The following is a 12,334-nucleotide window of genomic DNA, read 5'->3' as shown; positions in this document are numbered from 1 at the left end:
TAAGTTGTTCCCTATCACCTGTCACCTGTCACCTATCACCTAATTAGCTATGTTTGTTGATTTCTTTATTAAGCGACCTGTATTTACCAGTGTCTGCGCTATTATCATTTTGCTAGTTGGTGCAATCAGTATTCCCACATTGCCCACCGCACAGTATCCAGAAATTAGTCCAACGCAGATTATTGTTAGTTCTAATTATCCGGGTGCTAGTGCAGAAATTGTTGAAAGTAACGTAACGACGATTTTAGAACGTCAGATTAATGGTATCGAAGGCATTAAATATATGACTTCGAGCAGTAGTAATGATGGTGGTAGTAACATTACTGTAACATTTGATTCCTCTCAGGACAAAGATATTGCAGCGGTGGATGTGCAGAACCGCGTGACTGCAGCTGAACCCCAGTTACCAGAAGCGGTAAATCAAACAGGTGTGACTGTGAGTAAACAGACTAACAATATTTTGTTAGCGATGGGTTTGTATAGTGATAACAAACAACTAGATAATGTCTTTTTAAGTAATTATGCAGATTTATATGTAGTAGATGCCCTCAAACGAATTAAAGGTGTCAGTGAGGTGCGGATTTTTGGTGAACGACGCTATGCGATGCGTCTATGGCTTGACCCAAATAAACTGGCTAGTCGAAATTTAACTACTAATGATGTTATTAATGCCCTCAACGAACAAAACTTACAGGTGGGTGCGGGGCAAATTGGACAGCAGCCAGCCGCAGATGGTCAGATGTATCAAATTGATTTGAGGGCAGTTAGTAGGCTAACAGAAGCTGAGGAATTTAACAATTTAGTGATCAAAACTGCTGCTGACGGTAGTTTGATTAAGTTGAAAGATTTGGGTAGGGCGGAACTTGGCGCTCAAAGCTATAGCTCATTTCTCCGCTTTAAGGGGAATGAAGGTGTAGGGCTGGGGATATTTCCGTCACCGGGAAGTAATTCCTTATACGTTGCGAATTCAGTCAAAAAGGAAATGGCGCGATTGTCCCTAAGCTTTCCCCCAGGGATGAAATATCAAGTGGCATTTGACACCACTACGATTATAGAAGAGTCATTAGCAGAAGTTGTAAAAACGCTATTGGAAGCGATCGCTCTGGTTATTCTTGTCATCTTTATTTTCTTACAAGATTGGCGCATTACTTTAATTCCTGTGATCACTATTCCCCTGGCTTTAGTTGGCACTTTTGCCTTTGTAAAAGCCTTTGGGTTTTCTATCAACATCTTGACCATGTTTGGTTTGACCCTAGCAACAGGAATGGTAGTTGATGACGCAATTATTGTAGTTGAAGATATCTCCCGCTTAATTCAAGAAGAAGGAATACCACCCCGTAAGGCCGCTTCTTTAGCTATGTCGCAATTAACGGGGGCTGTAGTTGCGACTTCTTTGGTACTAATGGCTGTGTTTGTTCCGGTGGCGTTTTTCCCCGGTTCAACTGGACAAATTTACAAGCAATTTGCGCTGACAATTGCCTTTTCCATCGCCATTTCTACATTTTTAGCTTTGACCCTCACACCTTCTCTTTCCGCTTTGTTATTACGGCAAAAACCTGTACCTAGGGGTGTTTTAGGTTGGGTATTTGGTCGAATTAACTGGTTCTTAGAAGCCATGAGCCGGGGATATGAGCGATCTTTAAGGTTTCTGACAAAAATCAAAGGGATCATTGCGATCGCATTTATTGGTTTATTGGGTGTCACAGCTTGGCTGTACATGACCGTACCTTCATCATTTCTACCCGACGAAGATCAAGGTTATTTCATTACAATTATTCAAGGTCCAGAAGGTTCTTCACTCCAATACACCAGCAAAGTCATGAGTGAGGTAGAAAAAGAAATCCTCCAATTACCTGAAATTACAGGTACTTTCGCTATCGGTGGTTTTGGTTTTAGTGGGAATACTGCTAACAGTGGCGTAATTTTTACAACTCTCAAATCCTGGGATGAACGTACACAACCAAATCAATCTGTACAAGCTATTATTGGCAATTTAAGACAAAAATTCGCAGAAATTACTGAAGCTAGAGTCTTTCCAGTTAATCCTCCCGCAATTCGTGGCTTAGGTAGTTTTAGCGGGTTCCAGTTTCAGTTACAAGACATAGCCGGCACTAACAGCTTGAATTCTATGCTGCAAACGGTTGGTCAGTTCATGATGCAGGGGAATCAAACCCCAGGACTGCAAGCTGTATTTAGCACTTTTACAGCGAATACACCACAAATTTTAATTGAAGTTGACCGCAATAAAGCTAAATCTCTGCAAGTTTCCATTGACGATATTTTTAGAACCCTACAAACTTATTTGGGTTCACGATATGTCAATGATTTTAATTACCTTTCTCGCACATATCGGGTATATATCCAAGCTGATGCTCAGTTTCGCTCCAATCCTGATGATATCGGTTTATTAAATGTCCGTTCTGAAACTAATCAGATGATTCCTTTGAATAGTTTAGTGAAATTAACTCCAACAACGGGAGCGCAAACTATTAATCACTACAACTTATTTCGTTCTATTGAAATTAACGGTTCTCCTGCTCCTGGTTTTAGTTCTGGACAAGCAACTTTAGCTATGGAACAACTAGCTAAAAAGATATTACCTACAAGTATGGGATATGAATGGTCGGGTATTGTCGCTCAGGAAAAAGAATCTGGTGGACAAGCACCGCTCATTTTTGGTTTGGGTTTAGTTTTCGTCTTTTTGGTCTTAGCTGCTCAATATGAAAACTATGTTGATCCTTTGATTATTATGCTGGCTGTTCCCTTAGCTATTATGGGAGCTTTAGCATCACAATCATTACGAGGTTTAAATAATGATGTATTTTGCCAAGTAGGGTTAGTGATGTTAATTGGTTTAGCAAGTAAAAACGCAATTTTGATTGTGGAATTTGCTAATCAATTACAAGAACAACAAGGTTTATCAATTTCCAAAGCAGCAGTTGAAGCGGCAAAAGGTCGTTTACGTCCAATTTTGATGACTGCTTTTTCGACTTTGTTAGGGATTTTTCCTCTGGTAATTGCGACGGGTGCGGGTGCAGCAAGTCGTCAATCTCTGGGTACTGCTGTATTTGGGGGAATGTTTGTGGCGACTTTTTTAAGTTTATTTATTGTGCCAATTCTTTATATCATCATTGGCAAAATTCGTCAGCGTTTGCAACCTGTTCGCAAGTATCAGCATTTGGAAGCAAGTGAGGATAATAAGGTTTTATATAAATAGGATTTCTCACACAAAGGCGCAAAGGAGGAGAGATAATGAAATCACTTTTATCAATTACTTTGAGTACAGCAATTTCTCTCGCTCCTACATTAGCAATAGCTCAACCTAATTTCCAATATCCTCAACCAAACAAACAATGAAATCACTTTTATCAATTACTTTGAGTACAGCAATTTCTCTCGCTCCTACATTAGCGGTCGCTCAACCTAATTTCCAATATCCTCAAGCAAACAAACAAGGTGACTACACATCAATTTTCAGTAAGTTTAAAAATGGGAAACAATCTCCACATTTGGTGTGGGGGGTTGTAACTAACAAACTTAATTGCCGCGCTCAAGCTGGAGAAAATTACCGTGTTGTGCGATCGCTTTTAAAAGGCAACAATATCAATATTGTAGGAACGCCAAAAATTTATCGAGATAAACGAGGTAAACCGTGGTTATATGTTGCCAAGGAAGGTAGTGCAGAAGATATAAAAATTCGATGTTTTGTGCGTGCAAATAGCCAGTTTATTAAACCAATTCCTTATTCGATTAGTTAGTCATTAAACTCTAAAACTTCTATGAACTAAAGAAGATTGAAGCAGATGAACAGGAGAAACCAAAAGAATGAAATATACAATAATTATTCAATGGTCTGAAGAAGATAAATGTTATATAGTTTCACTGCCTGATTTTACTAATGTAATGCAGCCTTGTACTCATGGAGAAACTTACGAAGAAGCTTTAAAAAATGGTCAGGAAGTGTTAGAAATGCTGATTGAGTCATGTTTAGCAGATGGTGAACCGCTTCCCGAACCGCACGTTTTAGGCAAGTCTTTGAAAGTTGCGTAATTTTCACGGCGCTACAATTCTAATAAAAAGGAAAAATTACGCTTAAAAAATTAGCGTGTAATTTCCCTACGCAAGTATAGTGTTTATTTGTTATCCACGGTTACACAACGAAATACCAATGTATTTTCAAAGAAAATAAGCTAAAATCCCAAGGAGAGGTAAAACAGAGGTGGGAAAATATAGCTATGGCAATTACAGCAGAAAAATCACTTAATTTACAAAATGGTCCAAATTGGTCATCATTTGAAAAATTTCGCACAGAAGGTGGAAAAGCTCTTGAATCTGTAAAAAGTGGGACAGTTGCTACTTTAACTACTAAAACTGGACAATACCGCATTCTTGAAGAACAGGATTTTCAACGTTTATTAGGTTTAGCTCGTGATGTTGATCGTTTGCGCGGAGGGTTACGTGTAATATCTAGCTCTGTGCGTGTTGTGCAAAAACATCGTGATGTTGAGAGTATTGATTTATTAATAGAAGCAATTGCTATGTTAGGAGGTTTACCCGAACTTCCAACTCGTAATAGTTTCGAGCCTTTAATGCCAGAAGATGGTATAGATGTAGATGAGGATGATGAAGTAAATCTCGATCCTACTACAATCAAAAGACCTCTTAATTATTAGAGGTTTGCTTATGAGTACAATTCTCATTGATAGATATTAGGGTCGTTATCAATGACCCTAATATTATTACTATATAGATGACCGCATTTTTACTTCATCCTCACCAGCACGAACTAGAATTGAGCGAACCATTGAGCCAAAAATCCGCCATCCTACTAGACTTAAACTTGCGTGTCGTTGCGCTAACAGCAAATCATCTAAATGTATTTGTACTATTCCATCAAATAGTAATGAATTTCCAACTATATCAGATAAATCATCCGCAAAGGGTGGAAGATACATCCGCATTCTTAATAAATTAATTCCCTCTCCTTCCAACATTCTTAAGTTTTCAATTACATAAGATAAATTAACAGGATTTAATGAATCTGCAACAACAATAATACAAAATCCTGCGTATAAAGCATTTTTATATCCTCCCATAAACAACCCTTGTTCAGAAGCATTAATAATACTCTGTGCTGAATCAATATCAATCCACCAATCAGGAATTGGTTTATCATTAAAAAATCCATATGCACCACACATTACCCAAAAACTACCAACAATATTTTGAGGATATTCTTCCAGTAATGATTGTCCTCTACGAATAATAGGAATACCAATTTGAGATAAATGCACTGTCATATTCAAAAATCCTAGTAAAAATAAAAATGTGATTTCATTCTATTAAACAACAAAATCAAACAAATAATACGCCATTTGCAATTTAGAACAAGCCGGAATTTCTATCTCTCTTCCTTGTTTATCTAAAAACACCGCTTGATTATTATCAAAAAGTCAAAGTTTATGTTATAGTGTACTCAAGTGTACACATTTTGTCAATTCACTATTATGGACATCCAATCTGTAGGAATCAAAGAATTTCGGGCTAATTTACATAAATACACACAACAAACATCTGAACCAATCGCAATTACTTCTCATGGAGTCCCAATAGGTTACTACATACCAACACAACCTACTCCTCAAAAACAAGATTTAATGGCTTTGCAAGAAGCAGTACAAAAAATCCAACAATTGCTGGAAACAAGAGGTATTAGTGAAGATGAATTATTTGCCGATTTCCAGAATGCTAGAGAAAGTACAATATAACGATGAGAAAGTTAATTGTTTTAGATACTAATATTCTCATTCGCGCAGTATTAGCAGAACGTGTTCCCAATTTATTAGATAAATACAATTATAACTGTAGTTTTTTTACTCCCGCTTCCTGCTATGATGAGTTAAATGAGCATTTACCCAAAATTTTACAAAAGCGGGATCTTCCATTAGATGCATTTTTAAATGCTATAGAAAAACTAACAAAGGTAGTCATACCAATAGCTGACGAAATTTATAGTGAATATGAATATGATGCTAAACGGCGAATACAAGAAAGAGATATAAAAGACTGGACAATAGTTGCTCTTTCTCTGTCTTTAAATTGTCCAATATGGACGGAAGATCAAGATTTTTTTGGAATTGGGATTGCTACATGGAACACTCGAAATGTAGAGATTTATTTAAGTAGTAATTAATTTTGTAGTTGTGGGAAGAACGATATAATTTTATTCCATTAAACAACAAAATCAAACAAATAATGTGCCATTTCCAATTTAGAACAGGCCGGAATTTCTACCTCTCTTCCTGATTTATCTAAAAACACCGCTTGATTATTATCACTACCAAAACCACTATCAACTTTATCAATAGGGTTCGCTACAATTGTATCTAATTTCTTTCTTTGCAATTTCTCTTTTGCAGGAGTAATAATATCTCCAGTTTGTGCTGCAAAACCAATTAAATATTGATGCGGTTGTTTGCGATTTCCCAGTTCAGCAACAATATCCGGTACTGCTGCTAGGGGTAGATTTTCAGGAAGCGATCGCTTGGGCAATTTTTCGGTACTATAATCTCTAGGCTTTACATCTGCAACTGCGGCTGACATGATAATGATATCTGCATTGGCTAAATGCTCTAACATCACCTGCTGCATTTGGTCTGCACTAATTACCTCAATTGCTTCTACTCCCAAAGGTACATCCCAACTTGCTGGACAATGGACTAATATTACTTTTGCGCCTCTGTGCAGTGCTGCCTGTGCCAATGCTAAACCCATTTTACCAGTTGAGGGATTGCCAATAAATCGCACCGGATCTAAATATTCTCGTGTTCCCCCAGCGCTGATTAAAACCTGCTTTCCAGCTAAATCTCTGATTCCTTGGGTGTGTAATAAAGATTGAATATAAACAAATATTTCGGCGGGTTCTGCCATTCTACCAGCACCGATGCGATCGCACGCCAATAAACCCGATGCTGTACCAATACCATAAAATCTACTATCTGTCAATAGCAGCCGCCAATTCCTTTGTACTGCTACCTGTTCCCACATATCTGTATTCATAGCTGGTGCTAACAACACCGGACAAGTAGAAGCGAGAACGGTATTTGTCAGCAAATTATCCGCCATTCCATAAGTTAACTTAGCCAAAGTATTAGCAGTTAAAGGCGCAATCACAATTAAATCAGCCCATTCACCCAACTCAATATGCAAAGGACGGGAATAAATTGGTTGCCAAAAATCATCATCGGTGTAAGCTTGATGACGGGATAAAGTTGCTAAAGTCAAAGGTGTGATAAATTCTTGAGCAGATTTAGTGAGAATAACTCGTATTTCTACCCCAGATTTAAATAGAGTGGAAACTAATTCACATATTTTATAGGCAGCTATACCGCCACCCACACAAATAAGAACTCGTCTCAATTTTAGACTTACAGATGATAGCATTTTCTGATTTTATGGTAGTAATTTGTTAGCCTATTTTTAAGAATGATTCGTAGCATTGCCAACATTAAATTACATCTCCAACTTTGAAAATTCGACCATTAACTGTTACTTGGTCTGTTGCTGCTAATTTCTTACCACGTCGAGTTTCAACTTCGCCATTGACTTGAACTTCACCATCAACAATCATCAATTTTGCTTGACCTCCTGTTGAGGCTATACCTACTAATTTTAAGAACTGATCGAGTTTAATCATTTTGTTAATTATCGAAAGTAATTTACTGCGTGGGGATATGATGCTTCAACCTAAAAATAGCTGATATGCGAGATTTTGACTTTCGTCCCAATAGCGATAACCGAGAGTATCTAAAAATGATTGCCATTCTACTGTTTCATGGGGAGGAACTTGCATTCCTACCACAATTCTTCCATAGTCTGCACCATTATTTCGATAATGAAATAAGCTAATATTCCAATCAGGAGACATGGAAGTTACAAACTGCATTAATGCACCTGGACGTTCGGGAAATTCAAAACGATAAAGGAGTTCATTTTCTGCAAGAGGAGAATGTCCTCCTACCATGTGACGCAAATGCAGTTTTGTTAATTCATCATCTGTTAAATCTATGGTTATTAATCCGTGAGATTCAAAATTTTCTACTATTTTTGCAGCGTCAGCACGATTTTCTATTTGCATACCCACAAAAATATGTGCTTCTTTGTTGTCAGCAATGCGATAGTTAAATTCTGTGAGGTTGCGTTTACCAATACATTCACAAAACTTTCTTAAACTACCTCTTTCTTCGGGAATTCTGACTGCAAAGATGGCTTCTCGACGTTCTCCAAATTCTGCCCGTTCTGCCACAAAACGTAACCGATCAAAGTTCATATTAGCACCACAAGCAACAGCGATGAGAGTTTGATTTTGAATTTGTTCTCGTTCTGCATAAAGTTTTGCTCCTGCGATCGCTAATGCCCCCGCAGGTTCTAAAATAGAACGAGTATCCTCAAACACATCTTTAATTGCTGCACAGGTGGCATCTGTATCCACTAAAATAATTTCATCTACGTATTGTTGACATAGCCGGAAGGTTTCTTCTCCTACTTCCCGTACCGCTACACCGTCAGCAAATAAACCTACCTGAGACAACCGCACCCGTTCGCCAGCTTGCAATGATTGATACATAGCGTTAGCGTCTACAGGTTCAACACCAATAATTTTAATATCAGGACGCAACCGTTTGACATAAGCCGCAATCCCGGAAATTAAGCCACCACCACCAATAGCGACAAAAATGGCGTGAATAGGTTGCTGATATTGTCGCAGTATTTCCATACCAATTGTTCCTTGTCCCGCAATTACTTCTGGATCATCAAAGGGATGTATAAAGGTTAACCCTTTTTCTACTTCCAGTTGCCGGGCGTGGGCGTAAGCATCATCATAATTATTGCCATGTAATACAACCTCTCCGCCCCTAGCTTTGACGGCATTTATTTTTACCTGGGGCGTAATCACGGGCATCACAATGATGGCTTTTGTTCCCAAGCGACTGGCAGCTAAAGCGACACCTTGGGCGTGATTCCCCGCAGAGGCGGCTATGACACCCTGTTTAAGTAGGTCTGGGGTGAGATTGACCATTTTGTTATATGCGCCCCGCAGTTTGAAGGAGAAGACAGACTGCATATCTTCCCGTTTCAGGAGGAGTTTGTTATTCAGTCTTGCGGAGAGGTTGGGGGCATATTCCAGTGGTGTTTCTTGGGCTACATCATAGACGCGGGCGGTGAGGATTTGTACCAGGTAGTCGCAATACATATCAAGGGGTGCAATTGGGGTTGGTTGTTAATTCTACCGCTTGTTGGGTAGTTGGGGTGGATGGGTTTTTGTGATGGGAGAGTTTACTTTATATTGCTGTATTCCTTATGATATAAGCTTTACACACTAAAAACGTAAAAAACGTAAAATTTTTTTATTGACATATTCAAAAAATCCTTTACCATAGAAATTGTTGGTTCGCAATGGAGCTATGAGCATCAGCTATAAGCTTCTCAAAACTTATGACTAAGATTTTTAAACAAATTCCAATGAGTGAATTGAGAGTCAAGATACCTAAGTTGCGACGACAAGTTCAGCTGGGAAATTTAAGGATTGTATCAACTCATTATGGTGAAATAGCTGCTTTCTTGTTACCTCTTGGTGATCTTGATAGTGTTGTAGATGAAGAGGGTAATTCACTGATAACAAAATTTGAAGAAATGCCCTTAACGAAATTTCGTGATGAATTGACTCGTGCTTGGGAAATTTTACAATCAGGTATAGATTGTATATATCTTACATTTCATAATCGTAGGGTTGTAGCTTTTGTAAGCCCTCGGTTAACACCTTATCTATCATTGCCATTTATTGGTAATACAGAGAATATTTTGTTTTTCTCAAATGAATTTCAAACCCATGTATCATAGAGGAGCTTTTAAGATTTATGTACAGATTTGAATACCAAAATCAAGAAATAAAAACTATTTTTTCCAACTTAGATACTTTTGTTGACTTTGAATTAAAGGAAGAAATTCAGGACGCACTGAAAAAACTCAAAGAAACTGGTGAAATAGCAGGGGCTAATTGTGGTTTTCAACCTGGAGTAATGGGAATTTTATATGAATTACAAGGTACAACATTTAAGCTCGTCTATACAGTGTCTTCAGAACTAAAAATTGTAAAATTTTATGCTTTTTACCAAATGTCTTACTCAATCGACTGGCAACAAAATTTTGAGGATTTAAGTAATATTGAAATTCAAAAATATTCAATTCCTCAAATTGGAGATCCTAAAAAATATATCAAAGCAATTGAAAATGTTTCTCATGGTGTGACAACACCTCATGACTTAGGTTTACTGATGGGTAGTCAGGCAACTAAAGTAAAAGATATTGCTCGTCGTGGATACTATTTCAGTGATTTCTTAACAGAAATAGGGCTATTAGAATTTGAGAAATTTGGTAAAAAATTATGTAAATATAGACTTACAGACAAAGGAGAATTAATTGCCAAAACTATTGACAGCAATACTAGATATCGTTTATTTGCTGAATCTTTACTAGGATTTGTGCCAATTCAAATAATTATTTCTGAAACTACCAGAGGAGAAAGACAGTTAACCCTAGAACTAATTTGTGATGTAATAAAAGATTGCTCACTAGATAGCTGTGGTGGTGCAACTCTACCCAGAAGAGCTAAATCTGTCAGAGCTTTGATTAATTGGTTATCTCGTTGGGCAGGTATTCCAATTTGTCGTGAAGGACAAGAAGGTGTACAACTTTATATTCCTCATATCTATGCTGACTAAATATTACGATTTTAAAACCCAAAGATCATTGGGTAAGCAGGGTGAACAAATAATAGATCAGTGGCTTCAAAGTAACTATAAAGTTACAGATGTTTCAGCTATAGCTCGGTATCAGGAAATAGGCATTGATCGCATTATAGAACGACAAGATGGAACTTCTGCCACTGTAGAGTACAAGTATGATATGGCAGCAAAACGCACAGGAAATATTTTCTTTGAGACAGTTGCAGTTGACATCAAGAATATACCTGGTTGGGGCTGGACTTCACAGGCTGATTATTGGATATTTTTGATACCACAACAAGAAATTATCATAATTCAGCCTGGTAATTTGAGATCACTTGTTTGGCAAAAGCATCTATTACTTACAGAAAGAACTGTACCTAACAAGAATTATAAAACCTTGGGAATTCCAGTACCATTATCTGATGTTAGAAAAATCGCATATCAGATTCAAAAACTATATCTTGAAGGATTGTAATTTCAACTCAATGTTTATTGCTAAATTGTTAACAAGATCGCTCCTACCCTACTACGAAAACTTAGTTTTAAAAGTGCATTAGCAATGCTTAACAAAGGTATCGCTCTTTGAAATCCTGGAGATTTTTAAATGGTTTCTACAGAACTACTCAACAGCCTACATACTCTCAGCCGTGCAGATAAACTGTACATTATGCAGGTTTTGATATCTGAACTAGCGCAAGAAGAAACTAACTTAATTAAACCTGATCAATCTTATCCAGTTTGGTCGCCTTATGATGCTTTCGACGCTGCCAATACTATGTTAGAAGTCTTACAAGCAGCTAAATCTCAAAACAATGACTAATCCTGAAAGATATCCTTTTATTACCGTTGCTCCAGAGTTAGGTGAGGCTGGGTTTCGTCCACATCTTCCACTAAGACTAACATATCAAAAACGCTCACTACAAATTTCTGCTTTACTAGATACAGGTGCAATGGTAAATGTATTACCTTATCCAGTGGGTATTGAACTTGGGTGTATTTGGGAGCAACAAACAACAGCTTTAAGCTTAACAGGAAATTTAGCTCAGTATGAAGCTCGTGCAGTGGTTATTAATACTATATTTGGACAATTTGAACCTGTACAAATTGTGTTTGCTTGGACAAAAGCTACTAATGTTCCCCTACTTTTAGGACAAGTAAACTTTTTTATGGAATTTGATGTTTGCTTTCATCGCTCACAGTTATATTTTGAGATTAACCCGAAACAAAAAGTTGTTGAATAATAAAGCATTATATCTCCTATGCTATGAAGATAAATTCAGCTATGAAAGAGCAGCATCCATATAATTCAGAAGCTTACAGCAAATTACTGTCTCAGTATCAACCGCAAGTTATCAAAACTGAAGAAGAAAACGAGAAGTTTTTAGCAATTGCAGAAGATTTACTTTCTCGTCCTCAACTCACGCCAGAAGAAAATATGTTGTTGGAATTATTGGTAAAACTAATTGAGGATTTTGAAAATAAACATTATCAGCTAAATCCTGTAAATCCTGATTCTGACATTTCTCACTAGATGATAGGATGAATTT

General features: G+C 37.3%; 16 protein-coding genes. 12 read left to right on the top strand and 4 right to left on the bottom strand.

Going from position 1 to position 12,334, the window contains the following annotated elements:
• The first annotated feature begins 49 nt into the window (after positions 1 to 49).
• The 4 genes from ANA7108_RS0119590 to ANA7108_RS0119570 all read left to right on the top strand — a co-directional run bounded on the left by ANA7108_RS0119590 (position 50) and on the right by ANA7108_RS0119570 (position 4,673).
• On the top strand, positions 50 to 3,217 hold the full coding sequence (locus ANA7108_RS0119590) for an efflux RND transporter permease subunit (RefSeq protein WP_016952519.1): 3,168 nt from the start codon (positions 50 to 52) through the stop codon (positions 3,215 to 3,217).
• 136 nt (positions 3,218 to 3,353) lie between these two features.
• Positions 3,354 to 3,758, top strand: a complete 405-nt coding sequence (locus tag ANA7108_RS0119580; RefSeq protein WP_016952517.1) for a hypothetical protein — start codon at positions 3,354 to 3,356, stop codon at positions 3,756 to 3,758.
• A gap of 67 nt (positions 3,759 to 3,825) precedes the next feature.
• Positions 3,826 to 4,050 (top strand): type II toxin-antitoxin system HicB family antitoxin, encoded by a 225-nt coding sequence (locus ANA7108_RS0119575; protein WP_016952516.1) that lies wholly within the window; start codon positions 3,826 to 3,828, stop codon positions 4,048 to 4,050.
• Between the two features lie 185 nt (positions 4,051 to 4,235).
• Complete coding sequence (locus tag ANA7108_RS0119570) at positions 4,236 to 4,673, top strand: hypothetical protein (RefSeq protein WP_016952515.1); 438 nt, start codon at positions 4,236 to 4,238, stop codon at positions 4,671 to 4,673.
• Positions 4,674 to 4,742: 69 nt separating this feature from the next.
• Here the strand turns inward: ANA7108_RS0119570 and ANA7108_RS30585 are convergent, their stop codons facing one another.
• Positions 4,743 to 5,300 (bottom strand): hypothetical protein, encoded by a 558-nt coding sequence (locus ANA7108_RS30585; protein WP_016952514.1) that lies wholly within the window; start codon positions 5,298 to 5,300, stop codon positions 4,743 to 4,745.
• A gap of 207 nt (positions 5,301 to 5,507) precedes the next feature.
• On the opposite strand from ANA7108_RS30585, the gene ANA7108_RS0119560 reads away from it, so the two are divergent.
• Together ANA7108_RS0119560 and ANA7108_RS29085 are read left to right on the top strand one after the other, a co-directional pair.
• Positions 5,508 to 5,768: a type II toxin-antitoxin system Phd/YefM family antitoxin gene (locus ANA7108_RS0119560; protein ID WP_016952513.1), complete on the top strand. Its 261-nt coding sequence runs from the start codon at positions 5,508 to 5,510 to the stop codon at positions 5,766 to 5,768.
• Positions 5,769 to 5,770: 2 nt separating this feature from the next.
• Positions 5,771 to 6,193: a PIN domain-containing protein gene (locus tag ANA7108_RS29085; RefSeq protein ID WP_016952512.1), complete on the top strand. Its 423-nt coding sequence runs from the start codon at positions 5,771 to 5,773 to the stop codon at positions 6,191 to 6,193.
• A 38-nt stretch (positions 6,194 to 6,231) separates the two neighbouring features.
• Here ANA7108_RS29085 and coaBC read toward each other — a convergent pair whose 3' ends face one another.
• From coaBC to ilvA, 3 genes are all read right to left on the bottom strand, one after another.
• A complete protein-coding gene (gene coaBC, locus ANA7108_RS0119550) occupies positions 6,232 to 7,443 on the bottom strand; it encodes a bifunctional phosphopantothenoylcysteine decarboxylase/phosphopantothenate--cysteine ligase CoaBC (protein ID WP_026104316.1) in 1,212 nt (403 codons plus the stop codon).
• A 64-nt stretch (positions 7,444 to 7,507) separates the two neighbouring features.
• Complete coding sequence (locus tag ANA7108_RS0119545) at positions 7,508 to 7,696, bottom strand: RNA-binding S4 domain-containing protein (protein ID WP_016952510.1); 189 nt, start codon at positions 7,694 to 7,696, stop codon at positions 7,508 to 7,510.
• A gap of 45 nt (positions 7,697 to 7,741) precedes the next feature.
• Positions 7,742 to 9,253 carry a threonine ammonia-lyase, biosynthetic gene (gene ilvA, locus ANA7108_RS0119540; RefSeq protein WP_016952509.1) on the bottom strand — a complete coding sequence of 504 codons (1,512 nt, stop codon included), beginning with the start codon at positions 9,251 to 9,253 and terminating at the stop codon, positions 7,742 to 7,744.
• A 269-nt stretch (positions 9,254 to 9,522) separates the two neighbouring features.
• On the opposite strand from ilvA, the gene ANA7108_RS27700 reads away from it, so the two are divergent.
• From ANA7108_RS27700 to ANA7108_RS27695, 6 genes are all read left to right on the top strand, one after another.
• Positions 9,523 to 9,900, top strand: a complete 378-nt coding sequence (locus ANA7108_RS27700) for a prevent-host-death family protein (RefSeq protein WP_202804352.1) — start codon at positions 9,523 to 9,525, stop codon at positions 9,898 to 9,900.
• A 17-nt stretch (positions 9,901 to 9,917) separates the two neighbouring features.
• The gene (locus ANA7108_RS0119530) at positions 9,918 to 10,781 is read left to right on the top strand and encodes a hypothetical protein (RefSeq protein WP_016952507.1); all 864 of its coding nucleotides are present in this window, start codon (positions 9,918 to 9,920) and stop codon (positions 10,779 to 10,781) included.
• On the top strand, positions 10,771 to 11,262 hold the full coding sequence (locus ANA7108_RS0119525; RefSeq protein ID WP_016952506.1) for a hypothetical protein: 492 nt from the start codon (positions 10,771 to 10,773) through the stop codon (positions 11,260 to 11,262). Before ANA7108_RS0119530 ends, ANA7108_RS0119525 begins: the two co-directional genes overlap by 11 nt.
• A gap of 129 nt (positions 11,263 to 11,391) precedes the next feature.
• On the top strand, positions 11,392 to 11,607 hold the full coding sequence (locus ANA7108_RS0119520; RefSeq protein WP_016952505.1) for a hypothetical protein: 216 nt from the start codon (positions 11,392 to 11,394) through the stop codon (positions 11,605 to 11,607).
• Entirely contained in the window at positions 11,600 to 12,028 is a 429-nt protein-coding gene (locus tag ANA7108_RS0119515; protein ID WP_016952504.1) for a hypothetical protein, read from the top strand. Before ANA7108_RS0119520 ends, ANA7108_RS0119515 begins: the two co-directional genes overlap by 8 nt.
• Before the next feature lie 41 nt (positions 12,029 to 12,069).
• Positions 12,070 to 12,318, top strand: a complete 249-nt coding sequence (locus tag ANA7108_RS27695) for a hypothetical protein (protein ID WP_016952503.1) — start codon at positions 12,070 to 12,072, stop codon at positions 12,316 to 12,318.
• The last annotated feature ends 16 nt before the right edge of the window (positions 12,319 to 12,334 follow it).

Origin of the sequence: Anabaena sp. PCC 7108 (assembly GCF_000332135.1) — a bacterium.
Classification (GTDB): domain Bacteria; phylum Cyanobacteriota; class Cyanobacteriia; order Cyanobacteriales; family Nostocaceae; genus Anabaena.
The sequence above is the reverse complement of the archived record's forward strand: the minus strand, read 5'-3'. Positions and strand labels throughout refer to the sequence as shown.

What these genes read in the sequence shown, in the direction of transcription:
- ANA7108_RS0119590 (WP_016952519.1), top strand. Translation starts at nt 50, where the DNA reads ATGTTTGTTGATTTCTTTATTAAGCGACCTGTATTTACCAGTGTCTGC.
- ANA7108_RS0119575 (WP_016952516.1), top strand. Translation starts at nt 3,826, where the DNA reads ATGAAATATACAATAATTATTCAATGGTCTGAAGAAGATAAATGTTAT.
- ANA7108_RS27695 (WP_016952503.1), top strand. Translation starts at nt 12,070, where the DNA reads ATGAAAGAGCAGCATCCATATAATTCAGAAGCTTACAGCAAATTACTG.
- ANA7108_RS30585 (WP_016952514.1), bottom strand. Translation starts at nt 5,300, where the DNA reads ATGACAGTGCATTTATCTCAAATTGGTATTCCTATTATTCGTAGAGGA.
- ANA7108_RS0119530 (WP_016952507.1), top strand. Translation starts at nt 9,918, where the DNA reads ATGTACAGATTTGAATACCAAAATCAAGAAATAAAAACTATTTTTTCC.
- ANA7108_RS0119580 (WP_016952517.1), top strand. Translation starts at nt 3,354, where the DNA reads ATGAAATCACTTTTATCAATTACTTTGAGTACAGCAATTTCTCTCGCT.
- ANA7108_RS0119520 (WP_016952505.1), top strand. Translation starts at nt 11,392, where the DNA reads ATGGTTTCTACAGAACTACTCAACAGCCTACATACTCTCAGCCGTGCA.
- ANA7108_RS0119525 (WP_016952506.1), top strand. Translation starts at nt 10,771, where the DNA reads ATGCTGACTAAATATTACGATTTTAAAACCCAAAGATCATTGGGTAAG.
- ilvA (WP_016952509.1), bottom strand. Translation starts at nt 9,253, where the DNA reads ATGTATTGCGACTACCTGGTACAAATCCTCACCGCCCGCGTCTATGAT.
- ANA7108_RS27700 (WP_202804352.1), top strand. Translation starts at nt 9,523, where the DNA reads ATGAGTGAATTGAGAGTCAAGATACCTAAGTTGCGACGACAAGTTCAG.
- ANA7108_RS0119545 (WP_016952510.1), bottom strand. Translation starts at nt 7,696, where the DNA reads ATGATTAAACTCGATCAGTTCTTAAAATTAGTAGGTATAGCCTCAACA.
- ANA7108_RS0119515 (WP_016952504.1), top strand. Translation starts at nt 11,600, where the DNA reads ATGACTAATCCTGAAAGATATCCTTTTATTACCGTTGCTCCAGAGTTA.
- ANA7108_RS0119560 (WP_016952513.1), top strand. Translation starts at nt 5,508, where the DNA reads ATGGACATCCAATCTGTAGGAATCAAAGAATTTCGGGCTAATTTACAT.
- coaBC (WP_026104316.1), bottom strand. Translation starts at nt 7,443, where the DNA reads ATGCTATCATCTGTAAGTCTAAAATTGAGACGAGTTCTTATTTGTGTG.
- ANA7108_RS29085 (WP_016952512.1), top strand. Translation starts at nt 5,771, where the DNA reads ATGAGAAAGTTAATTGTTTTAGATACTAATATTCTCATTCGCGCAGTA.
- ANA7108_RS0119570 (WP_016952515.1), top strand. Translation starts at nt 4,236, where the DNA reads ATGGCAATTACAGCAGAAAAATCACTTAATTTACAAAATGGTCCAAAT.